The sequence below is a fragment of the Mesorhizobium sp. B1-1-7 genome (assembly GCF_006442705.1).
Classification (GTDB): domain Bacteria; phylum Pseudomonadota; class Alphaproteobacteria; order Rhizobiales; family Rhizobiaceae; genus Mesorhizobium; species Mesorhizobium opportunistum.
The window spans coordinates 17,196-39,520 of the sequence record NZ_VFWQ01000021.1; the positions used below are offsets into that span (position 1 = coordinate 17,196).

At 63.4% G+C, this 22,325-nt stretch carries 27 protein-coding genes; 4 read left to right on the forward strand and 23 right to left on the reverse strand.

Annotated elements, in window-relative coordinates:
- Positions 1 to 108: 108 nt before the first annotated feature.
- The 3 genes from FJ978_RS28125 to FJ978_RS28135 are packed head-to-tail and all read left to right on the forward strand — an operon-like array spanning position 109 to position 3,067.
- Positions 109 to 966 carry a MipA/OmpV family protein gene (locus FJ978_RS28125; protein WP_013894910.1) on the forward strand — a complete coding sequence of 286 codons (858 nt, stop codon included), beginning with the start codon at positions 109 to 111 and terminating at the stop codon, positions 964 to 966.
- A 17-nt stretch (positions 967 to 983) separates the two neighbouring features.
- Positions 984 to 1,745 carry a response regulator transcription factor gene (locus FJ978_RS28130; protein ID WP_181176832.1) on the forward strand — a complete coding sequence of 254 codons (762 nt, stop codon included), beginning with the start codon at positions 984 to 986 and terminating at the stop codon, positions 1,743 to 1,745.
- A complete protein-coding gene (locus FJ978_RS28135) occupies positions 1,742 to 3,067 on the forward strand; it encodes a HAMP domain-containing sensor histidine kinase (protein ID WP_140575883.1) in 1,326 nt (441 codons plus the stop codon). Before FJ978_RS28130 ends, FJ978_RS28135 begins: the two co-directional genes overlap by 4 nt.
- A gap of 21 nt (positions 3,068 to 3,088) precedes the next feature.
- Here the strand turns inward: FJ978_RS28135 and FJ978_RS28140 are convergent, their stop codons facing one another.
- The 13 genes from FJ978_RS28140 to FJ978_RS28195 all read right to left on the reverse strand — a co-directional run bounded on the left by FJ978_RS28140 (position 3,089) and on the right by FJ978_RS28195 (position 15,738).
- Positions 3,089 to 5,527 (reverse strand): FAD-dependent oxidoreductase, encoded by a 2,439-nt coding sequence (locus FJ978_RS28140; protein WP_140575885.1) that lies wholly within the window; start codon positions 5,525 to 5,527, stop codon positions 3,089 to 3,091.
- Between the two features lie 343 nt (positions 5,528 to 5,870).
- Positions 5,871 to 6,275 carry a DUF1515 family protein gene (locus tag FJ978_RS28145; RefSeq protein WP_140575887.1) on the reverse strand — a complete coding sequence of 135 codons (405 nt, stop codon included), beginning with the start codon at positions 6,273 to 6,275 and terminating at the stop codon, positions 5,871 to 5,873.
- Positions 6,276 to 6,317: 42 nt separating this feature from the next.
- Positions 6,318 to 6,521 carry a hypothetical protein gene (locus FJ978_RS28150; protein WP_181180434.1) on the reverse strand — a complete coding sequence of 68 codons (204 nt, stop codon included), beginning with the start codon at positions 6,519 to 6,521 and terminating at the stop codon, positions 6,318 to 6,320.
- Entirely contained in the window at positions 6,511 to 6,894 is a 384-nt protein-coding gene (locus tag FJ978_RS28155; RefSeq protein ID WP_140575891.1) for a hypothetical protein, read from the reverse strand. The genes FJ978_RS28150 and FJ978_RS28155 overlap by 11 nt, the downstream gene beginning before the upstream one ends.
- Positions 6,891 to 7,019, reverse strand: a complete 129-nt coding sequence (locus FJ978_RS33430) for a hypothetical protein (protein WP_281406140.1) — start codon at positions 7,017 to 7,019, stop codon at positions 6,891 to 6,893. The genes FJ978_RS28155 and FJ978_RS33430 overlap by 4 nt, the downstream gene beginning before the upstream one ends.
- A complete protein-coding gene (locus tag FJ978_RS28160; RefSeq protein ID WP_140575893.1) occupies positions 7,019 to 7,864 on the reverse strand; it encodes a glycoside hydrolase family 108 protein in 846 nt (281 codons plus the stop codon). Before FJ978_RS28160 ends, FJ978_RS33430 begins: the two co-directional genes overlap by 1 nt.
- A gap of 44 nt (positions 7,865 to 7,908) precedes the next feature.
- Positions 7,909 to 8,547 (reverse strand): hypothetical protein, encoded by a 639-nt coding sequence (locus FJ978_RS28165; protein WP_140575895.1) that lies wholly within the window; start codon positions 8,545 to 8,547, stop codon positions 7,909 to 7,911.
- Positions 8,544 to 9,092, reverse strand: coding sequence for a hypothetical protein (locus tag FJ978_RS28170; RefSeq protein WP_140575896.1), 549 nt, complete (start codon positions 9,090 to 9,092; stop codon positions 8,544 to 8,546). The genes FJ978_RS28165 and FJ978_RS28170 overlap by 4 nt, the downstream gene beginning before the upstream one ends.
- A 10-nt stretch (positions 9,093 to 9,102) precedes the next feature.
- Positions 9,103 to 9,801 carry a hypothetical protein gene (locus FJ978_RS28175; protein ID WP_140575898.1) on the reverse strand — a complete coding sequence of 233 codons (699 nt, stop codon included), beginning with the start codon at positions 9,799 to 9,801 and terminating at the stop codon, positions 9,103 to 9,105.
- Positions 9,794 to 10,264: a hypothetical protein gene (locus tag FJ978_RS28180; RefSeq protein WP_140575900.1), complete on the reverse strand. Its 471-nt coding sequence runs from the start codon at positions 10,262 to 10,264 to the stop codon at positions 9,794 to 9,796. The genes FJ978_RS28175 and FJ978_RS28180 overlap by 8 nt, the downstream gene beginning before the upstream one ends.
- Positions 10,264 to 12,033, reverse strand: a complete 1,770-nt coding sequence (locus FJ978_RS28185) for a hypothetical protein (protein WP_140575902.1) — start codon at positions 12,031 to 12,033, stop codon at positions 10,264 to 10,266. Before FJ978_RS28185 ends, FJ978_RS28180 begins: the two co-directional genes overlap by 1 nt.
- Before the next feature lie 3 nt (positions 12,034 to 12,036).
- A complete protein-coding gene (locus FJ978_RS28190; protein WP_140575903.1) occupies positions 12,037 to 12,477 on the reverse strand; it encodes a hypothetical protein in 441 nt (146 codons plus the stop codon).
- 6 nt (positions 12,478 to 12,483) lie between these two features.
- The gene (locus tag FJ978_RS28195) at positions 12,484 to 15,738 is read right to left on the reverse strand and encodes a phage tail tape measure protein (RefSeq protein WP_140575905.1); all 3,255 of its coding nucleotides are present in this window, start codon (positions 15,736 to 15,738) and stop codon (positions 12,484 to 12,486) included.
- Between the two features lie 29 nt (positions 15,739 to 15,767).
- On the opposite strand from FJ978_RS28195, the gene FJ978_RS28200 reads away from it, so the two are divergent.
- Positions 15,768 to 16,001, forward strand: coding sequence for a hypothetical protein (locus FJ978_RS28200; protein ID WP_140575906.1), 234 nt, complete (start codon positions 15,768 to 15,770; stop codon positions 15,999 to 16,001).
- On the opposite strand, the gene FJ978_RS28205 is transcribed toward FJ978_RS28200, so the two are convergent.
- From FJ978_RS28205 to FJ978_RS28245, 10 genes are all read right to left on the reverse strand, one after another.
- On the reverse strand, positions 15,998 to 16,603 hold the full coding sequence (locus tag FJ978_RS28205) for a DUF6441 family protein (RefSeq protein WP_140575908.1): 606 nt from the start codon (positions 16,601 to 16,603) through the stop codon (positions 15,998 to 16,000). The genes FJ978_RS28200 and FJ978_RS28205 overlap by 4 nt on opposite strands.
- Complete coding sequence (locus tag FJ978_RS32895; protein WP_181180435.1) at positions 16,600 to 16,752, reverse strand: hypothetical protein; 153 nt, start codon at positions 16,750 to 16,752, stop codon at positions 16,600 to 16,602. The genes FJ978_RS28205 and FJ978_RS32895 overlap by 4 nt, the downstream gene beginning before the upstream one ends.
- 50 nt (positions 16,753 to 16,802) lie before the next feature.
- Entirely contained in the window at positions 16,803 to 17,198 is a 396-nt protein-coding gene (locus tag FJ978_RS28210) for a hypothetical protein (protein ID WP_140575909.1), read from the reverse strand.
- A gap of 3 nt (positions 17,199 to 17,201) precedes the next feature.
- Positions 17,202 to 17,717 (reverse strand): hypothetical protein, encoded by a 516-nt coding sequence (locus tag FJ978_RS28215; protein WP_140575911.1) that lies wholly within the window; start codon positions 17,715 to 17,717, stop codon positions 17,202 to 17,204.
- Between the two features lie 34 nt (positions 17,718 to 17,751).
- Positions 17,752 to 18,198 carry a hypothetical protein gene (locus FJ978_RS28220; RefSeq protein WP_140575913.1) on the reverse strand — a complete coding sequence of 149 codons (447 nt, stop codon included), beginning with the start codon at positions 18,196 to 18,198 and terminating at the stop codon, positions 17,752 to 17,754.
- 23 nt (positions 18,199 to 18,221) lie between these two features.
- Positions 18,222 to 18,584: a hypothetical protein gene (locus FJ978_RS28225; RefSeq protein ID WP_140575915.1), complete on the reverse strand. Its 363-nt coding sequence runs from the start codon at positions 18,582 to 18,584 to the stop codon at positions 18,222 to 18,224.
- Complete coding sequence (locus FJ978_RS32900) at positions 18,584 to 18,907, reverse strand: hypothetical protein (protein ID WP_181180436.1); 324 nt, start codon at positions 18,905 to 18,907, stop codon at positions 18,584 to 18,586. The genes FJ978_RS28225 and FJ978_RS32900 overlap by 1 nt, the downstream gene beginning before the upstream one ends.
- Positions 18,908 to 18,986: 79 nt before the next feature.
- Positions 18,987 to 19,193, reverse strand: a complete 207-nt coding sequence (locus tag FJ978_RS28235) for a hypothetical protein (protein ID WP_140575917.1) — start codon at positions 19,191 to 19,193, stop codon at positions 18,987 to 18,989.
- Between the two features lie 77 nt (positions 19,194 to 19,270).
- On the reverse strand, positions 19,271 to 21,271 hold the full coding sequence (locus FJ978_RS28240) for a hypothetical protein (protein ID WP_140575918.1): 2,001 nt from the start codon (positions 21,269 to 21,271) through the stop codon (positions 19,271 to 19,273).
- Positions 21,271 to 22,254, reverse strand: a complete 984-nt coding sequence (locus FJ978_RS28245; RefSeq protein WP_140575920.1) for a hypothetical protein — start codon at positions 22,252 to 22,254, stop codon at positions 21,271 to 21,273. Before FJ978_RS28245 ends, FJ978_RS28240 begins: the two co-directional genes overlap by 1 nt.
- Positions 22,255 to 22,325 lie beyond the last annotated feature (71 nt).

A 22,325-nucleotide genomic window follows, 5' to 3' on the forward strand; every position in this document is an offset into this window, starting at 1 on the left:
GCCAAGATTGCGCAACAAAACTTAACATCACTTCACGCATGCAGCCACTTTCATTTGAAATAGTCCGAGCATCAGGGGCACTTACTGCCTCGCTGCTCTGGAGCATGCATGTTCAAAATCGTGTCTGGAATGTTCGCCGGCCGAGCCTCTCTCGCGGCGATGACAATCCTGTTTTCAACGCATCCGGAAATCGTTCTGGCGGCGGACGCTATTGCCGTCGATACCGAAGAAGACTTGACCCCGCCGCCCGAGCCTTCGCGTTTCGGGCGCTTCGAACAGAAACTGGCCGACTGGCATGTCGTCCTTGGCGGCGGCGCCATCATCGTCCCCAAATATGAGGGTAGCAACGAGTTCAAGGTCATGCCGGTGCCCTTCGTATCGGCGACATTCCTCGACACGGTGAGGATCGACCCGACGGGCGCCAACATCGCCCTCTATGAACAAGGGCCGTTCGAATTCAGTGCGCGGCTTGGCTATGACATGGGCCGCAAGGAAGACGATGCCGATCACCTGCGCGGCCTGGGCGATGTCGACATGGGCGCGATCGTCGGCGCGAAGGCCGCGATGAAGTTCGGTCCGGCGGAAATCTTCGCACAGTTGGACAAGACCATCGGCGGCAGCGATGGCATGGAGGGCACGATCGGGATCGAGGTGACCCGGCCGCTGTCGCAATCGTTGATCGTCGGCGCCGGGGCATCGGTCATCTTCGCCGACGAAAAATACATGCAGGCCTACTTTGGCGTCACGCCGGAACAATCGGCCCGCTCGGGGTTGGCGCGCTATGATGCCGGCGCCGGGTTAAAGCGCGCCGATTTTTCGATTTCCGCCACATATATGCTCAATCAGAACTGGATGGTGCGCGGCCAGGCGGGGGTCGGCATTCTCTTGGGTGACGCCGCCGACAGCCCTGTTGTGGTCGAGAAGGTCCAGCCCTCGGGGATGCTTCTCGTCGGATATCGGTTTTGATGCCAACACATGGTGCAATGCAGGCTGCGGCAAACCGGATCGATTTGAACGCAGAGTTCAAATCGCCGAGGCAAGGGTCGCATGTCCTCATTGTCGAAGACGATGTCGAGATCGCGCGTATGCTGGGCGAGACGCTCACCGAAAACGGCATGATCGTGGAAATCGCCGGCAACGGCGCCCGGATGAACGCCGCGCTTCTCAACCAGAAATTCGACCTGATCGTGCTCGATATCATGCTGCCTGGTGAAAACGGCCTCAGCATCTGCCGCCGTCTTCGCGCGCACACGAATGTTCCGATCCTGATGCTGACGGCGCTTGGCGAGGAAATCGACCGCATCTTCGGACTGGAGATCGGCGCCGACGACTATGTGACGAAACCGTTCAGCGCGCGCGAGCTGACGGCAAGGATACGGGCGTTGCTGCGCCGCACGGCCTACGCTCCCGACGAACGGGACCGATCGAAAGTGCTTCGCTTCAACGGCTGGCGCCTCGATCCCGTTCGCCGGCAATTGCATGATCCAAGCAATGCGCGGGTTGCGACCACGACGCACGAATTCGATCTGTTGCTTGCGTTCTGCCGCAATCCAGGCCGGGTTCTGTCGCGCGAGGAACTTCTCAGCGTAACCCATGCCGGACTTGCCGGCCCGATCGAGCGAAGCGTCGATGTCCATGTCAGCCGGATCCGCCAGAAGATCGAAAAGGACGCGCGCGATCCGGTGCTTCTGAGGACCGTACGGCTGGGCGGCTACATCTTCACCGCGACTGTGGAGGAAGCGTGAGGGATTTGGCCCGCCGTTTCCTGCCGCAGTCGGTGCGTGGGCAGTTTGCGGCAATCATTTTCACTGCGGTGATTGTGATCATGTCGGTCGGATCGGTCGTCGAAGGTTGGATAGAGAATGTCGACCTTCCCGTTGTGGAAGATTGCGAAAGGCGGGCCGCCATCGTCGCCGCCTTGTTGCGCGAAACACCGAGCGAAGCCCGTGGTGCCCTTCTGGCAACGGCAACGCGGGCAGGCTTCGATTTCAAGATCCTGCCCAAGGAACAGACCCACACTATTCCCTTTTCCTATCTGCAATCGCGGAGCATCGAATGGCTCTTCGTCATCGACAGGGGGATGGTTGACGGGCACTGGACAAGGATCGGCGGCCAATACGCGTATGTCGTCGATCTGGACCAGCAGAGCGTCCTGGCCCATTTCGGCATGCCCGATTCCTGGCTGACATCGGGCTTCGTCCGTGCCTTGTTCTACCGATTCATGGCTTTTGTCGCCTTGCCCGTCCTGATCTGGCTGTTTGCGGTATGGGCCGTGACCGACCCATTGAAGCGCATCTCGGCGGCCGTGGGGGAAGCCGAGATCGAGAACGGCAACGAGCTTTTCGCGGAACGCGGCTCGATCGAAATGGTCGGCCTGGCGCGCGCCCTGAACACGATGCGGACGCGTATCCGCACGATGATCGAAAACCGCACGCGCATGCTGCGCAGCGTCAGCCATGACCTGCGCACGCCGTTGACGCGGCTGCGCCTTCGCGCCGAGCGCATGGATGATGGGTCGGTCCGAACCGCCATACTGTCCGATGTCCAGCACATAGAAGATCTGATCGACGAGACGCTGACCTATCTGCGCAACGATGTCTCGACGGAGAAACTTCAGCGCGCCGACATTGCCAGCGTGCTGCAAACCGTTTGTGCCGAATTCTCCGATGTCGGGTTCTCGGTTACCTATTCCGGACCGGACAGGCTCCTGGGCTGGTGCAAACCCAATGCACTGGCGCGTGCAATCACCAATCTGTGCGACAACGGGTTCAAATTCGCCGGCAACGTCACCGTTGCATTGACGCAGGCCGACACAGCGGCGCGCATCGCGGTCGGCGACGACGGGCCGGGCATTTCGATGACGGCGCGTTCCAGCGTTTTCGAACCGTTCTTCAAGGAAGACATGTCGCGCGGCGTTGCCTCGAAGCACGGTTTCGGCCTGGGCCTCTCGATCGTGGCGGACATCATCCAGGGCCACGGCGGCAAGATCGAGTTGCATGACAACGAGCCAAACGGCCTCGTTGTCACGATCGATCTGCCGAACGGACCAAAGGTCCAGCCTTTATAGGACGGCCACGTGCTGGGGGTCCTACATGCGCCCGCGCGCGCCTTCCGGGTCATAAGGAGAGTCCGCGATCACCTTTGCCGGACGTCGCTCGCCGAGGATTGAAACCTCCAGCGCTGTTCCCGGCGTGCCAAGCTCCAGCGGCAGCAGCGCCAACGCTATGTCGTGGCCAAACGTATAGGAGTAACCCGCCGAGGTGACGCGGCCGACAAGCTTGCCCTCGCGATAGACGGCCTCATAGGCAAAGGCGCTCGCCCCGTCCGTATCGATGGACAGCGTGACGATCCGGCGCGTCGTGCCCTGCTTTTGCTTCGCAGCCAGGGCGGTGCTGCCGATGAAGCCGCCCTTGTCGAGCCGCACGAAGCGGTCGAGACCGCTTTCCCAGGCCGACAATTCGAGGTTCATGTCGCGGTACATGGCGCGGTAGGACTTGTCGAGACGCAGTGATTCCAGCGCCTGCAGCCCGACCAGCCTGAGCCCATGCGCCTGTCCCGACGCCAGAAGCGCATCCAGCAAATGCCGCTGGTAGCAGAGCGGATGATAAAGCTCCCAGCCGAGTTCGCCCGAATAGTTGACGCGCATCAGCCGCACGTCGCTGGCCAGGCCAACGGTCGCCGACTTGACGCTGAACCAGGGGAAAGCCTCGTTCGACAGATCGATCTCGGTCAGCGGCTGCAGCACGTCGCGCGCTTTGGGTCCAACCACGGTGAAGCTGCCGCGATCGTTGGTGACATTGCGCAGATGCACGCTGCCGTCCTTCGGCAGCAGCCGGCTGAGGTCGTCTTGGTTCCAGCGCTCGGCGCGCGGTGTCGAGACGAGGTAGAACAGGTCGCTCCCCAGCCGCGCCACGACATACTCGGCCTGCACGCCGCCGGCCGGCGTGATGTGATGGGCGAGCGCGATACCACCGAGCTTCGGCAAGCGGTTGGCGAGGATCTCGTCGAGCCAGCGCTCGGCGCCCGGGCCGCTAACCTCGAACTTGGTCATCGGCGTCATTTCGACCAGGCCGACGGCTTGCCGGACGGCCTGGACCTCCTCGCTGACATAGGTGCCCTTGGCGATCCAGCGCCAGCTGTAGGAATTGCGGGCCTCGACGCCCGAAGGCGCGAACCAGCTTGGCATTTCCCAGCCGTTCAGCACATCCCACACCGCGCCGAGCTGGCTCAGCCGCTCGTAGGACGGAGCCGTTTTCTGCGGCCGTGCCGCCGGCATGTCCTGGCCCGGATAATGCTGTGCCGCATGGGTGCCCCAGGCTTCCCGCACCTTCTCCCGGGTCCAGTTCTTGTTGGCATGGTCGCCAAAGCGTCGCGGATCCAGTTCCGCCGTGTCGATGCTGTTGCCGCCTTCGACAATCCGCTCGGAAAGATAGTGGCCGATCGCTCCGCCCCACAGGATGCCGCCAGGCACACCTTCGGCGAGCCAGACATTTTGAAGCCCCCAGGCCGGCCCCATCAGCGGCAGTTCATCGGCCGTCATCTGGAAAGGTCCGCGCACGTTCCGCTTGATGCCGGCGCGCCCGAGCGCGGGCACCAGTTCGCTCGCCCGTTCCCAGTTCCAGGAAACGGCGTCGAAATCCTCATCGAGCAGGTCGGCGCCGAACCATTCCGGCACGCCGTTCTCGGCGAACAGCTTGAGCTGTTCGGTGCGCTCGTAGGGGCCGAACATCAGCCCGTCTCCCTCTTCGCGCAGATAACCCTCGTAGCCCTCGTCCCGCAGGATCGGCATTTCCGGCAGGCCAAGCCGCTTGCGCTCCACCACTTCGGGCACCGCCTCGGTGATCCAGTACTGATGCACGATCGGGATGGCCGGAATGTCGAGGCCAAGCATGGCGCCGGTCTGGCGTGCATAATTGCCGGTGGCGAGGATGACGTGTTCGCAGATCATGTCGCCACGCGAGGTTCTGACCTTCCACTCGCCGCCTGGCAACCGCTCGAAACCCGTCACCTCGGTGCCGAGATGGATCTTCGCGCCAAGGTCGCGCGCGCCCTTGGCCATTGCCTGGGTCACGTCGGCGGGCGCGATATGACCGTCATCGGGATGATAGAGCGCGCCCAGCATGTCGTTGTTGTTCAGCAGCGGCCAGATCTCGTGCGCCTCTGCCGGCGATACGATCCGCGCCCGGATCGCCTGGACCTCGGCGACATCCATGTAGCTGCGGTATTCGTCGAGCCGGTCGCGCGTGTTGGCGATGCGCAGTTGGCCGCATTTGTGCCAGCCGACCTTCTGGCCGGTTTCGGCTTCGAGGCCTTCATAGATCTCGATGGACTTGGCGATCATGCGGCCGACATTGAGGCTGCGCGCATAGGAGGGTATCAGCCCCGCCGCATGCCATGTCGAACCGGCGGTGAGCTGCGTTCGCTCGAGCAGCGCGACATCGCTCCAGCCGCGCTTCGCCAGGCCGTAAAGAATGCCTGCGCCGACACAGCCGCCACCGACGACCACGGCCCGGAAATTGCCCAACATAAGCGATGCCCCTGGATGGAGTTGTCACGGGCACTATAGGCAAGCGCGAACTCGTCGGTCACGCCATTTGCGACGCTGGCGTGGCGAATGGCGATTGGTGCACCATTGCGTGCCGGCGCGCACTGGCGCCGAGGCAAGGCGGATCGGAGAGAGAATGGTGCGGTCGAGATGCCCCCGCACCTTTGTGTGTTTTTGAAAACACTGCGCAATTCGGCTCATGGGCGAAATTTGGGGCACAATAGGTGGCGCAATTGGGGACACGAAAAAAAGGCCCCGCCCGGTGTGAACCGAGGCGGGACGAATAACAATGCCGTTATAATGCCGTTACTATTCTGGCTGGGGATCACATGCCTCGCAGCGCGCGCCAGATGTCGGTCCAGAAATAGGTGAGCAGCGAGCCCATCGAGGCGAAGGCGATGCCGGTGACGCCGAGCGCGCCCATGCCCATCAGTTTCCACCGCGTCACTTCGGCGGTCACCGCCTTGACCTCGGTCATGTCCTCGGTGAGCGTCCTGACCGCAGCCTCCGTCTCGGCCAGCCGGTCGACGAGTTCGTCGGTCTTGGCATACATCTTCGAGCGGCTGGCGGCGGCGCGATGTTCGGACTGTTCATAGCTCAGCGCGGCGCGGGCATCGGATTCCTTGATGTCGCGGCGTATCTCGGTGACGTCGCGCTGGACACCCTCCATGGCGGCGACGAGGCCGCCAACCATCATCTCCAGGCTTTTGGCCCCTGCCGATGCTGCCATGCAAATCCCCTGCGCTCAGATGCCGTTGCCCAACAAACGTCCTCATGGCTTGTCCCACTCGATCACGCCGGCGACCTTGTCGCCGCAGGCGAGCAGGCGCTGTTCGTTGACATCACCGCGAGCATAGAGATCCTCGACGGTTTCGGCGCCGCCGGCCGGCCCCGGCCCCTTGCGCCATGGCTTGGCGCAAGGGGCCGCAAGCACGGTCGGCACGCGCGGCCTGACGATCTCGACCTTAGTCAGCACCGCCGGCTTTGGCGTCTGGCACCCCGCGCAGAGCGTCAGGGATGCGAAGAGCAAGGAACTTGCGAATGTCTTCATTGTCTCTCTCCGCCTTGCGGCGTTCATCGGTCGCCACGTTCAGCGCCTCGTTGGTGTCGGCCAGCTGGTCGGCCAGTTTGGCGGCAAGGTCGGCGTCGCGCTGCTGCTGCGCCTTGAGGCGGCCAAGGGCCTGGTCATTCGCAGCGTTGACCGCCTTGGCCGTCGCCAGATCCTCCTGCGCCTGGGCGGCCTCGGCCTTGGCGGCGATGGCGTTGCCGCGATAGATGGCGGTCGCGGTGGCAAGGCCGAGCACCAGGATCAGGATCCCCGCGGCGAAGCCGAGTTTGAGATAGCTCATGCCCACATCCAGTACACGCCGGCCGCGATGCCGATGATCGCGACGCAGATGAGCACCCGGCGATGGCAGACGATCGCCAGGACGACGCCGGCCCAGAAGTCCGGAGGATTGCCGCCGCCGCCCATCAGGTCGCCCCCATCGCTTCGGCCAGGCGCTTGGCCTTGCGGCGGGCATACCAGCTCCAGGCGAAGCCGCTAGCCGCGAGCAGCGCGCTGACGATGGCGAGCACGACCACGATCTTGGTGATCCACTCGCTGGCGTAGGAGAACGGCACCAGCTGGTCCTGGAGACCGGCAAGCGTGCCGGCGACGCCCATCCCGCCGACGCCGGCACCGGTGGCAGCATCGGCCGGAGCGGTCATCGGTGCCAAATTGGCATCCTCGGCAAAGGCCTTGGCGCCGGCACCGTCATAGAAATTGGCGACATGCGGCGTCTCGCTGGCCGCCCAGGCGCGGCCGATCGAGCGCACCTCGGCGACGCGCGCCGACCAGCCGCGACCGAACACCGGCCAGGTGCTCAAATGCCGCATGAAGGCGAGGCGCTGATCGCAGATGCGGTCGACCAGCGCGTCGAGGTCGTTCACCGCGTTGACGGCCTCGACGGTGGTGAGGCCCATGGTGCCGTCGACACGGCCCTTGTAGGCGGCGCCGAGCGCCCGCTGCAGCCAGATGACCGACTGTTTCGGACCAGAATTCACCGCACCGTCGAACAGCACGTAATCGATGCCGGTCGGCAGGTCGTCGCCCTTGACGGCATCCCAGTATTGCCGGTCGTAGATGTCGGCGACCTCCCTGGTGGAGATCTGCTGCACAGACTGCGCGCCCAGCCCCTTGCCGCGCCGGTAGGCGTCATAGACGCGCTGGGTGACGCCCTTGTTGGTCGGCCCGCCCGGATCCCTGGGATGGTTCACATAGCCGCCCTCATGCGCGAGCACGCGGGCCAGCGCCTCCTTTTCGCGGGAGCTCGCCATTGGTCGTTCCTTTCCGCCCTCGCGGGCGTTTTTCGTGAGAAATTTCAGGCGCTCAGCGACGGCAACAGGCTGTCGTCTTGTGGGGCAAGGACTGTGAGCGAGCGGATCGTTATCGCGATGTCTCCCAAGATGCCGGATGCATCTCCGATCGCGGCGCTCGTCGGCGAGATGCCGAAACTGATAGACGTGTCCGACACGACAGCCCGACCGTCGATGGAGAAAGCCAGTTTTGCATCAGTCCGCGTGAGTGCGACCCGGTGGATGCCGTCGCCGACAACCTCTCCATCGGTGGCTTCACGAAAGTTCGACCCGGAATAATCCTGGAGATCCATCGCAAAGCTAAAGGCATAGCGCCTCAACACGATGGAATTGTCGCTTCCCGGCCCAGAGAGGACGAGAGGATAGATATTGCCGTTATCGTCGAAGTGATCCCATTCGATGACGATCGTCCAGTCTGCCGTCAGAAGGATATCCAGCATGTCGCCGATGATCGCAACGGGGGAAGCCTCATCGACAATCTCAAGGCCGTTGGCAGTGACAAGCTCCGGCCGGTCGATCACATCTGCGGCAGTGACCGTCACGTCGTTGACGACATAGGAGCCGGTCAGGAAGTTGATTCTGGCCAGCGTCGGGATATCCGAGCCGCTGGCATTCAGCATCTGTGCCGCACTGGACAAAATCATGCCGTCACGTCCGGTGCCAGCCAGCCGCCGATGTCCCAGACATCGATCGCGACTTGCTTGAGGGTGACCAGCGCGCCTTCCTGCGCCGACTGGTTGAGGTAGCCGGGAACCGGATTGATGGTCGGACCATCGGTCGACGTCGTGAAGCTGACCGGGCCATCTGCGGACTGCCGATAGCCGAGCTCGGTGTCGACGGGATAAGGCACGTCGGCATTGAGCGGCAAGGTGACGACGCAGCCGCCGGCATTGGTGCATCGCTTGTAGGAATTGGCATCGCCAAGCGCCGGTGTATGGGTCGAGGCCGAGATCGCCGCCACCACTGACGGGCGGAAGTTCGCCTGCGGCAGCGTGTACGGTCCAAGCACCGTGGCATCGGCCAGATAGATCGTCATCTGCGTGCCGCTGACGACGATGTTGGATATGCCGACCGCCTCGGGCGGGTTTTCTTCCAGCTCGGTCACCCGCCCGTCGAGGTCGGTGAAATTGCCGTCGACTTCGGCCGGGATGAGGTTCGAACCCTTCACCGAGCGCAGAACAATTGCCATTGAAATACCTCTATGCCGCGTGACGCTTCAGCAGCACGTCGAGCGTGCCGGTGTTGAATTCCATCTGGCCGCTGACGCGCGTGGCGATCGGTTCATAAGTGCGGCCCTTGTACACCGCCGAAACGCCCGACATGTCGAGCGCGAAGGTGGCCTTCTGCGCCGGCACTGGGTTGAATGTCGCCCATAAGGGCACGTCACCGCCGACCGGCAGCGGCTGCGGCGAGGAGATGAAGTTCTGCGCCACCATCTCGCCGTTGACGGTCAGGTCGGTGATGTAGCTGTGCGCATCGGGCAGCCGGACATCGGGCGGCGAGCCGGAACCGGCGATGAAGCGCGGGAACGGCGCATAGTTGCCGCCATCGGTCACGCCGTTGACCTCCCAGTCGGCGAAGGTGGAGGCGCCAGGCGGGGATGGCGCGCCGGAGGCCGTGACCTCGGCGGCGGTGTCCTGCAGCCAGTCGCTGCCAGTCCAGATCTGCGCCGCCGGCGCGGCCGACGCATAGGCCGGCGTCGCCGTGGTGACGAAGGCTTCGGAAAACGGCGTGACGATATCCGGCCCGGGCCCGGTGCCGCGCTCGCCCCGCGGCGTCGAATCGGCTTTCAGGCCGAATGTCAGCAGCAGGAAGGTGCCGGCCCAATGCACCTCGACGATCTGCTGGAACGGATCGAGCGCGACTGGCTTCGCCTTGCTGCCAAAGCCGTCAGCCACCGGTGTTGTCCGTGGTTTCCGACGGTGTCTTCGACCAGTCGAAGCTGAAGCGCTTGTAGCGCCCGGTCTGGCGATCGACGAACATGATTTTCAGGATGCGCTCGACGATGACGTATTGCTCGGGATCGTCCTTGTTGACGACCTTGATCTTCTCGACGCTGCGGTCGATATAGTCGAAATCGTCGATGACGATCGGGTTGGACGGGTCGTTCTGCCGATCGTCCGGCGGCCACGTCACCGTGGCGCCGGGATTGGTCGGCTGGTCCGGCGTCGTCAGCGTGAAGCGCGACGCCTTGCCGAAGCGGAAATCGGCATCGCCGGACGTGTCCTTGGCGGGCACCCTGGCCAAGATGCGATTGAGCACATCCGTGCCATTGCCGCCGCTGTCTAATAGCTGGATTCTGGCGCCGCTGCTGTTTCGGCCAGCGCGCCATGGATCGGACAGGCCGCGGATATCGACCATCAAGCAGCCTCGAGGTCCAGAGTTTTTGGCACCATCAATTGGCTGACCACGATCGGATAGAGCGTTCTGAACGGTGGATCATCACGGCCGATGGTCAGTTTCTTCAGGTCGCCATCGACTTCGGTGAACACCTGGTTGAGCGCTTCGATCGCCGCCGAGAGGTCTGGCTTGAAGGCGTCGAGAACCGCCTGCTGCGCCGGCAACGGGTTGATGATGGTGATCTGCGTCACCATGTCGGCGGGTCGAACGTTGAGGAAATCGACACCATCATCGACAGGCGGGATATCGGAAAAGTCCTCATAGGTGACCTCGCCGCCGGCAATCGGCATCAGCGTCTGCCCGGTATAGGTCTGGTAACCGGCGTCAACATAACCCTCGTCGACATAGGACGGCGTGCCGGGAACGGTGGTCACGGTATTGCCCTTGCCGACCGTGCAGCCAATGGTGACCGCGACGGTATGGGCGCGTGCCACGCCGTTCATCTTATAGCCGATGACTTTCCCCGCAGCCTCACCACCCGGAATGCGCGGATCGGCAAAGCGGGCATTCTTGCGGCAGGACAGGCCGACACCATCGGCAAAGCGGCTCAATGTCGCCGTCACGCTCACCGCGCGCGACCGCTCCAGAATGTTGCCGCGCGCCAGGCAGATCAGGTAATCCAGGCTTCGCAAGCCACGTTCGGTCGGCAGATAGGCGCGGCTGCGGACATCGCCGATCGGCGGCGTCCCATCCGGGAAATCCGTCGATGGCGGATCGACAAGTTCATCGGCCTGCCCCGACACCTTGATGGCGATGACCTCCTCGTCGCCCGGATCGGTCAGGATCGCCTGGCAGTCGGCCTCCAATATGAAGGTCACCACCTCTTCCCTCGGGCGGGAAACGTCGTAGGCTGCGGTCAGCACCGGGGCCATGTCCCAGATCGGAAACTGCCCGGTGCCGTTGGTCATGACGACCTGGTGATAATCGGTCGGCCTGACAAAACCATCCGTGCGGGTGATCGAGCATGGCCCGAATTTCCAGCCGCCGCCGATATTGTCGCCCTCTTTGGGGAAACCTTCCATCACGCCGTCGCCGGTCAGCGAGCGAAGATCATGCCCACCGCCAGAGCCGGCCGCCTTGGCGGCATCCTTCAATTGCTGCGAAATATCGACAACGCCGGCCGCGACCTGATCCCATGTGATTGAGCCTTCGACCGAAACGCGGCGCACGGGCGGGCTGCCAAAGGCGATGTCAAGGGAGTCCGCAATGAAGTCGCCACCGACATCGACCAGCCCATCCTCGCCGTTGATGAGGTCGGACACCGTCACCTCATGGGTGACGCGGTCGATATGATAAAGCTGGGTGCGCGCTTCCAGTACCGTATCAGGATCGTCGCGGGCATCGGCCCTGATCCAGATTGGATCCCACCACGGAGCGACTTTCAGGGTCTCGGCCAAGGCCTGTTTCTGCGCATCGAAATCGGGCGGACGGGCAATGAACTCCAAGGTCACCTGGTTGACCAGGAGATCGGTCGGGACGCCAACCAGCCGGCCACGAAACATCAGCGTCGCACCCGCCATCGGGTTGGCGTCGTCGCGCCATGACATCAGCAGCCACTGCTTGCGCCCCGATGCCAGCAGGCCGATGCGCGGATTCTTGACCTTGAGCTCAAGTGTCGCGTCCTCGTTTTCCTGATGGGCGAGCTCGTAGGCGACGACGAGCAAGTCCTCGACCTCATGCTCCAGCCCGAAGGCGACATCGGCGCTGTCTATGAACGCGAAATAATACATGCGCTATTTCTCGATCAGGGATAGCGACCAGTTGCAGGTCGCGCCCCATTCATCGAAGCCCATCTGGTAATCCGCCACCAGCATGGTCAGGCGCGGCCGGTAGAGCGTGAAGGCGCCCTCGGTGCGCGTCGCCGGATCGTCGGTGGTCGAGGCCACCGGTCGCGATGGCGAACCGCCTTCGGTCATGTAGACGAACTCGGTGGCACAGTCGACGGTCAGTTCCATGCCGCGCTTCACACCATCTAGCGCCGGCATGTTCTGATCGGTGCAGGTGATGCTCAGCTTGAATTTTTCCGCCTCGCCGGCGCCAAGGTCGATCAGCACATTGTTGACGGTGCGCGCCAGTTGCGCATCGCCGTCCAGCGAAAAATCCTCGGTGATGCCGCGCGCCGAATAGGGCGGCACGCCGATCGGGTCGAGGCGCAGAAGGGTGAGGTCAGTCATATGCGTTCACTTCCGCCTTGGAGCTCGGCCGGCGCTGACGCGCGCGCCGCGCAGCGAAACAGTCTGAAGCTTTCGAAGTCCGATATCGCCAATTACGGCATCATCGATCACGACGCCGTTATCAAAATGCAGATGAAGCGGGGACCGGCCTTCTGTCAAATTGCCGGCCGCCGCGCCCGCCATCGCCAGACCGCCGCCGGCATAGCGCGGAGTCGCCATCGATCGGCTGAAGGTTTCCACCGCACCGCCGACGTTGAAACCACGCAGGCCGCGCAGCAAGCCTTTCGGCAGCGTCATGTTGTTCAGCGCATGGAAGATGTCGCGGCCATAATAGGCGACAGCAGCCGCCCGGTTGACGAATTCGCCGTTGGACAACCAGGCGAGGATCGAGTCGCTGGTGCCGGTTCCGGCACCGCGCACGTCGCCACCGCCGGCGAAGCCGCCCTGCGAGCCACCGCCACCGGACGAACTGCTGCTGCTGGACGATGCCTGCGCGCGCAACTGCTGCACCTGCGCGACGGCAGACTGCAGCGCAGAGATGATAGAGCTGATCTCGGAACGGATCTGGCCGGCGAGGCTGCGGATGACAGACGTGAGATTGCCGAACCCGCCCTGGACGAGCGCGCCGAGGCCGGAGAAGATGCCTGAGAAGATCGATGGCAACTGCTGAAACGGATCAGCCGTCGCGGTTGCCGCCTCTTGGGCGGCGGGAGGCATCCGCTCCAAATCGATGATTACGCCATCAACCGTTTGAGTGATGTTAGCGCTTAAGCCGCCGCCGACATCGGATTGATCTAGCGCATCCTTCAATCCGCCGACGGCATCGTCAGCGGCCGGTGGCATCTTCTCTACGCTGGTGATGACGCCGGAGACAGCCGTATCGATATTCGCAGCCAGGCCGCCGCCCACGCCGGTATCGATAGTTAGCGCCTCTCTTAGGCTTGCGCCTGCTGCGTCAGCCGCCGGCTTGACCCGGTTGATATCGGTGACAATGCCATCGACCGCAGGCTTAATGGAATCGGCCTTCAGGGCATCAGGAACGGCAGCGACTTCGGTCGCGACCGTCCGGATATGGTCGCCGGCGGCCTGTGCGCTCGAGGCTACGCCATCAAGGGCGGCCTTCGATTGTTCGGCGCGATGCGCGACGCCGTCGACGACATCAAAGACTTCCTTGGTCAGGCTGCCGCCAGCGCCGCCGCCGCGAAACACCGTGATGGTCTGGCCAAGGCTTTCGACCTTGGTCTTGGTTTCATCGACCTTGGTGCCGAGATCCTTGACATCCGTTGCCGCAGTCTTGGTATCAGCGCTGAAGCCGGCAATGCCGAGCGCCGCCTGCTTGGCGGCGAATTCGCTGTCTGTCAGCTTGCCGGTCAAGAGACCGATGAAGTTCGCGCTTTCCTGCCCATCCTGCGCCAGCTTGTGGGCATTGTTGGTGATATCTAGGAACTGCTGGGCCAGCTTGCCAAGTTCGGGATTCTCGGCACCAATCTTCGACACCTCGGCGCGGAACGCCTCGACATCCTTCGTGCCCTGGAACTGCTTGAACACCTCGAACAACTTGTCGGCGGCATGAGGCAGCAACCCGTCGAATTGCTGAATGGCGTTGATTGCGTCATCGATCGCGCTGGAAAGGCCTTTGTTTGCCGCATCCTGCGACAGCCTGGCCTGGATAAGCGCCGCATCCTTGACCTGCTGCGACATCTCGGCGACCTTGCGGCCGGCCTGGTCGTATGCGCTGCCAACCTTGCCGATCAGATCATCGTGGACACGCAGCGCTGCGGTTGCCTCGTCGGTCCTCGTCGCCCACAGCAGGATACCTCCGGCCACGACCGTCAGCACGGCAAGCCATGGATTGGCCAGCAGCGCGGTCGAGAAGATCGACAGCGCGTTGATGGTGGTGAAGATCGCCGTGCGCAGCACCTGGAAGCCGCCGAGGATCTGCGTGATCGACGCCAGGATCAGCAGTTCGCCGCCGGAAAGATTTGTACCGAAGACCGCATTGACGGCATCGGTGACGAGGCTTGCCGCCTTGCGCAGCGTCTCGAACGCCGGGATGACGACGCCATTGACGACGTGCACGACGTCTTCACCAAAGCCGACGATGGCATCGCGCCATTCGACGATCCACTTGCCGCTGGCGCTGACATCGGCATCGCGGCCCGAGAGCGCGGCAAAGAAATCGGCGATCAGGACTTTTGCCCGAGCCAGCGCATTGGTGGCAAAATCGAGGATGGCGGCCTTGTTGCGGATGATCAGGTCGCGGAAGGCATTGGCGCCCGCCGTGAACGACGGCACGAAGATGCTGCCGAGCTGCTTGAGCACGCCACCAGCCGCTTTCTGCAATTCGAGCAAGGCGTCGTTGAACTTGGCCGCCGCCTTGATCTGGTCGTCGTCGAAGATGATACCGAGTTCTGCCGCCTTCTTCTTGAACTCCTCGATGCCGGCCGCGCCCTGGTCGAGCAGCGGAATGAGCTTGGCGCCTTCCAGTCCGAACAGCTTCAGCGCGATCTGCGATTTCCGAGCGCCGTCCGGCATCTTTTGGAAGGCAGTGGCGACGGCCAGCAGCAATTGTTCATTGGTCTTAAGCGTGCCGCCGGAATTCTTGACCGAGATGCCGAGTTCATCGAAACCGGTCTTGGCCTGCGCCGTGCCGGCCTTGACCTTGGAGGCTTTCTCGCCGAAGCGCGTTACCTCGACGCCGATGTCCTTGAATGCCTGAACCGTATAGCCGGCGCCTTGCGTGATGTCGGCGTTCGCTTGTTTTGCATCGACACCAAACTGCTTCAGTGCCTTACCGCTTTTGGTGGTGCTTTTCACCGTCTCGTCGGCTGTCTTCGTCACCTGCTTGTTGAAGGTGTTAAGGGCCGTACTCAATCCCTCCTGGCTGACACCGACGCTTTCGGCGGCGAACGCCCATTCCTGATAGGCTTTCGCCGACAAGCCGGCGGCCTGCGCGGCCTTGCCGGCCTCGTCGGCGGATTCGGCGCTGGATTTCGCCAGTTCGAACAGCACCGCGACGACGCCGTCGGCGGCAACCTTCAGCGCCGTGATGCCGAGAACCGCACGCGTCGCGAAGGTCGCGACGTCGCCGGCGAGCAGGGAGAGATCATGACCGATGCCGGACAGATTGACGTTCTTGGTCGCCGCGTCGATCTGGTGGATGGCCTTTTCGCCGGTCTCGCCGAGCTTGACCAGTTCCTCGACCATCTCCTTGCCGCCGAGCAGCTTGATCAGGACGTTGATTGCGTTGCGTTCAGCCACTAGTCTGTGTCCTTGCGGGAGGGCGAGTGATGGCGATCAAGTACAGGGTGACGACACGAAGCCGCTTGAATGGCGACGGCGTCCACGGCGTGTGGCTGCTGCTCGGCTCGCCGATCATTCAGGCGATCGGCTGGGCCTGGTATGTCTCGACGCCGGGATGGTGGCCGATTGGATTGATTGCCATCACCGGCTTGACATTTCTCGGCGGCTTCGTGCTGCTGATGGTCGGTCGTGACTTCGACAGCGTCGTCGACGAAAACTAGCCCTTGTTGAACTCCGCCGCGAAGATCTCCGGCAGTTGATCACCGACCTTTTCGGCGACCTGGTGAATGGCAAAGCGCGCCTTCAGCGTCGTCTCGTCGATGCCGACGAACATCGGCACGGTCTTGAACTGGACGCCGCCGCGCTTGCCCTTCTGGCTGGTTCGGATCCTGGCCGCCAGCAACGGACGCTTGCCCGCCCTGACGATCGAAAACAGCGGCCCGACATGGCTGGCGTAGAGCGACGGCGTGGTCCGGTTGCGACCGATCATCTTCGGCGCGGTCGGCAGCGCCAGCCACAGCAGCGGATGACCGAAGATCGAGCCGCCTTCCTCGAAAATGTTGGAATACTTGATTTTCGAATAGAGCAGGATCGTCGGCTGCGTCGACACGCCTTCCTTGGGGTACACGATGGTGGTCAGCGTGTTCTGCCATTTCTGGCTGAAACCCGCGGCGGCGATGTTGGCGCGGCCTTCCCGCTTGGCGATGTCGGCGCCCTTGCGCGCGGTGGTCATCGATGCGGCGGTCAAATCCTTGGTCGATTCCGCCATCGCCGCATCGAACTGACCGGAAGCCGCCTCGATGAAGATTTTCAGGCTGCTCATTCGCGCAGATCCTCGATCTGTTTCGAGACGTCCTTCGGATCACCACGCGCTGCATTCATGCCGATGACCAGTTCGTCGGCCATCTCATGACGGCGGTTGATCGTGCCGTAATGCAGCCACGCCGCCACCTGGCGCGGCGTGTAGTGCATGATCTCGCTGGCGGAATGGCCAAGGCCCTTCAGCCGCGCCGCCGCCAGCGCTAGACTCTCCCCGGCTCCCCGATCGTCGCGGCGCCGTCCTTGCCGGTTAGCCTGGCCAGCGCCTCGAGGAAAGGGCCGGCAGGGCTCGGCACCGTGAGCAACAGGATGCGGGAGATCAGCAGCGCCCGCTCGCCGGGTGTCAGGTTGAGCGCACTCGCTTCCTTTATCCGGTCGATGCCGGCGGCGATCAGGGCCGCCTGCAACTGGACGGAAAGCGTGTTGAACAGCTTCGGATCGACCTTGGCCTTGCCCTTGATGTCGAAGAGCTTGGCCACTTCTGGAAACCGCATGATGATCTGCGCGATGTCGGTCAGTTCGACACCGCGCACCGTCACCTCATTGCCGCGCACCGTCTCCGTGAAGGTGAGCGGCGCAATGTCGATGAAGTCGGTCATGCATCAAGCCTGCTGGCGGATGGTGAAGCGGCCATAGCGACCGTCCGCCTTGTTGACGTCGGCGACCAGCGGGATCTGCGCGAAGTCGTCATTGTCGGCCATCAGGTTGAAATCGCCCGACGGGCTGATGGTGACGTTGCCCTCGAAATCGATCATCGGGCCGACCGTGTTGGTGGCGGTCAGCTTGATGTCGACGGTGAGGTTCGGCGCCGTCAGCGGGTCGATGATCTCGTCGCCGTCGGTGTTGGTGTCGACCGTGGCCAGCATGAACATGGCGACGTTGCGCGCCGTGTTCTCGTCGAGCGTCGCCTTGATCGAGGCGGCGACCTGGGTGACCGCGGTGAAATCCTTGGCACGGATGCCGACGCGGCCGGAGAAGTGTTCCTTCTTGGTCACCGCAGGCGTGTAGACGAAGTCGACCAGGTTGCCGGCGTCGACATAGTCCATGTCGGTGGACTTCTTGATCGCGATGCTGGCGGCGGGGATGCGATAATTAGCAGTATCGGGAGAATCGCCCATGGGTCTTTCCTTTCGAGGGTTGAACTCTTCGAACTCAAAGCGTGTTCGGGTCGAGGTAGTAGGGAATGGCGAAGGCCACGCCCATTTCGCCGAGCATCGAGCGGCCCCAGGCCAGCGATGTCTGGGTCGAGTGAAGCCGGCCGCCGATGCGGTTGGTGGTCAGCGCGGCAAGATCGGTGTCGGTCGCAATGGCGCGGATGAGCTTGGCGCGCCAGGCGTTCAGTGTGGTGCCGACATCTTTCTGCGTCTCGGGCAGCACGATGAGCAGTTGCGGTGTCATCGTCATGCGGCGCGGGCCGCGCGAGCCGCGGCTGTTCGGATCGGTCTCGTCGGCCGCCTCATCGCCATCCAGCACAAGGATCGCCGGCAGATTCGGCTCGGGCGGTCGCATATTGTTGCGGAAGACCTCCTTGATGCCATCGGTCTTGAACGTCTTGGCAATCGCCACCAGGCGCTGAAGGATCGCTTCGCGGGTATCCATTTTTGTCCTTCCGGGGAAAGAGGTCAGCGGTCCTTCAGGAACAGCAGCAGCTCGCCGTCCGCCTCGCCATTCGGCGACGGCTTTGGGGCGAAGGTGTCGATCAGCCACGTCTTGCCGTTGAAGACCAGTTCAGCATCGTGGAGTTTTTCGCGGTCGATCTCGACCAGATCGACGGCACGCACAATGGCCGAAGGCGTGACGGTCATCACCTCGGCCTGGAAGCGCCCGCCGATCCCGGTGACGTAGCTGGCGGTCTTGTCGAGCACCAGAAGCGGCCCGCCATCGGCGCCGGTCTTGATCGGCGGATCGCCGCAGGCCACGGTCAGCACCGCCTCGACGCCGAGCGTGGCGTAGATCGGCGCGTAGAGCAGCGCTTGCCAATCCATCAGGATCCCCGCCTCGTCTTCGGTGTGAAAGCGAATTCCCAATGGCCGATGCGGTTTGCCCCGGCGTCGGCTTCGACATGGGCGTAGTATTGCGCGCCATCGACCAGAGCGAGATCGTCCTCAAGGATGCCGCGATAGAGGCCATCGCTGGAGGCGACATAGGCAAGCGTCGCCGGCCATGTCTGCCCCGAAACGTTGGTGCCGCTGGCATCCTTCACCGTCACCGAGACAGCGGCGTCGTTGACATAGCTGCCCTCGATCGCGCTTTTCAGGCCGACGACCTCGATCAGATTGGTGTTGGCGACATAGACGATGCAGGTCATCAGCCGATCTCCCCACTTGTGGGGGAGATGCCCGGCAGGGCAGAGGGGGGCGCTGCCCCGCCGGCATCTCCGTTTTGCATCAGCATTGGTCCGTCCTGACTTTGCCGGCGATGAGCGGGCCGGTTTCGATGTCGGCCGATAGCGCCGTCTTCATCTGCACCGCGGCGCCGAGCAGCGGGCGGATGCGGATGGCGCCGAGCACCAGCGTTTCGATCGGCGGTGCGACGGATTGCGCCCAATGGCCGTCCCATGTGCCGCCCCATGAACCGCCCCAGACGCCGGCCATCTAGTCTTCCTCGCCCACAAGGGGTGAGGAAGACGTGCCGGCGCCGGCCAGTCCTTCGAAGCCTTGGCGAAGGAGGATCACGCCGGCCCCCATTCATCGCCCAAGGCCCCTGTGCCGCTGACTTCAGTGCCATTCACCGCCGCGATATTGGCGTCGACAGCGCCACCGGTGAAGGCGAGGCTGTCGGTCTTGCCCTTCACCGCCGTAGTGTCGCTCTTGACCGCTGCGACATCGGCGCTGAGCGATGCCCCTGCGGGCGCGCCTAGGCGGCTCATCACCGCGTCGGTCGCCGCGATGATCAGCGACTGGTCGGCGGGATCGGTTGGAAGGTTCGTGGTCTTTGCGTCGATGCCGTCGATCACACCTTGCGCATGCGCGATATCGCCCGCCAGATCGCCGAAGGCCGGCGTGCCGATGCGGCCCTCGATGGTTCCGGCTGCAGCACCGGTATCGGTGAGCACCTTGCCCGCCGTTCCGTCCGTGGCGTGACCGGCAAGCGCTTCATCCCAGACCGCGATGGCAACTTCGCTTGCGGTCGGCGCGCTGCCTCCCGTCGGGGCCTGTTCCAGCGCATGGGCGGTGAAGCGATAGCCGCTGCTGTCCTCCAGCGTGGCGTCGAGCTTGGTGGTGACGGCGTTCGCGGCCTGCGCTGCCGTCAGCGTGTCATAGATGGTTTCGGCCGTCGTGCCGGCGCCAAGATAGTCACCGACCAGCGCCGTCCAGACCGAAGCCTTGATATCGTCAGCGGTCGGCAGCGGGTCGCCGTTGTCGTTCAGCACCCAGAGCTTGCCGGCGGTCATCACCAGCGAGTCCGTTACGCTCTTGACGCCATCGACCTTGCCATCCGTCGTGGCTATGGCGCTCACGATTGCATCCGTGGCGGCAATGATCAGCGATTGGTCAGCCGGGTCGGAAGGCAGATTGTTCGTCTTCGCCTCGATTGCCCCGATGCCTGCGTTGTCTGGCGCGGTATAGGAAGCGCCGGCAAGCCGCGTGCTGATCGCGGCATCGATGCGCCCAGTTACAGTCGTCGTCACCCCGGCGTCGGTCAGCGCCTGGTCGGCCTGCGTCTTGACCTGCGCCGGCGACATATTGTTGAGCGCGGCGATCGCCGCCAGGGTGGCGTCGTCAGCGCCGGCGAGCGCCGTGGCCAACTCGGCATTGGTCGGCAGCGCGTCGATCTGCGTGTCGAGATTGGCCGAGGCGAGGCCGACAGCGGAGCGCACTGCGGCGGCGTCGAGATCATTGAAGCCGGTGACGCCAGCGCCCTTGGCCAAGGCGATATTCGCGCCAGAGCTCAGTTCGCGCGTCGTCGCAGACCAGACGGCGGTGCCTATCTCAGTGGCGGCCGAGGCTGCCAGTTCGCTCGATCCTATGGCATCGGCGGCGATTGCGGCGTTGTCGATCGCGCCTGCGGCAAAACTTCCAGATGTGATGCCGCCGGCCGCGACGCTGCCGACGGACCCGGTGACATTGCCGGCGACCGAGCCGACCGCCCCTGTCACCGATCCCACCGAACCGGTCACGCTGGCGATGGTGACATCGCTGGCCACCTTGGCATCGGTGATGGCGTCCGCTGCAATAGCCGCCGCGTTGATCGCGCCTGCCGCAAAGGTGGCGGCATCGATTGCGCCATCGGCGATCTTCGCCGCAGTGATCGCATCTGCGGCAATCGCGGTCGCAGTCAGCACGCCGGCAGTCATGGCGCCGACGCTGGCATCAGCGCGGTTGTTGCCGTCCACGGTCAGCGTCTTGCCACTGCTGACATCGCGCCGGTAAAGCTCGACGGTGCGCGTCACCGGCGCCATGGTGGCGCAGGTGATGTGGACGCAATATTCCTCGCTGTCCGAGCCGGAAGCGATGGTGGTGTCCTCGTCGATCAGCAAGGCGTAGACGCCCGGCATGTTGGCCGCCGACAGCTCGACCACGGTCGGCGTGGTGTAGACCGTCGCCGCGCCGCCATTGCGCGAGCGGTAGACGGTGAAGGCGGACAGCCCGGTCTTGCGGGTTTTCAGGTCGGTGGAATCGACCGCGACGAAGTCGATCGACTGGTCGGTTTTCGCGGATGGAATGCGCATCAGGCCGCTATCCCCTGGTCAATCGCATGCAGGCCGGGCGCCGCGACATTGCTGTTGGCCGGCGCGTTGATGGTGATGCCGGAGTTGTGGCCTAGGTCGAAGCTGTTGGAGGCGACAAAACTGGCGCCGCCGGCACCGGTGATGTCGCGGAAGGCGCACCAGGTCATGGTCGGCGCGTTGCTGGCGACGGAGAGCGTGCGCGCCGTATTCATGGTGTTTGAATTGACAAGGATCAGACCCGTCGATGTCCCGTTCAGATTGAGCGTGGCAATGGTCAGGTTGATGTTGATGTCGAGCCTGTTCGGCCCGGCCATCGTCAATTCGGCGATCGTGGGTGCGCCAGAGAACAGCAGGCCCGCGCCGCTCGGCTGGGCGACGACACGAATGGCATTGTAGGTCAGCGTGCCAGCCAGGAAAAAGAAATTGCCGACCGATGTGCCTACGCCAGCGAAAAGGATGACCGACAGGCCGGCATCGAATGTGAGGTTCGTCGTGGTCTGGATGTTCCAGACGTTGGTGCTGACGGACGCCGTCGTCGTCAGGGTCCATGTGCCATTGCCGAGCTTGATGGTGCGAACGCCGGTACCGGAGGCGTTGAAAGCCGCCGATGCGCTCAACGTCACATTCTTGTTGTTGACACTCCAGTCGAGCGTGCCGGTGAAGGCACCGCAGGCGATCGACTGCACGGAAATGTCGACGCTCGGCGTGACCGTGCCGCCCCCGGACGAGGCATCGAAGGCGACCGCATCACTGGTGCCAGGCACGGTCTGGCCGTAGTTCGTGCCGCCACTCGTCGTGACCCAATTATTGGTATTGGTCGAATCCCACTGGCCGTTGATGGAGCCACCCGAAGTGTAGACGTTCGCAAAAGTCGTGCCTTGCAAGTCGATATGCGTGGCGTCGATGACCGTGATTGTCCACGTTCCGTTGGCCTCGGTGGTTCCGACCACACCGAAGACAGTCCGTACATCGCCGGTCGTCATGCCGGTTGTACTGGCTACCGTCAGCCGGATTTGCGGCGGGGATGCAACGCTGACAATCGCACCGCTGACTG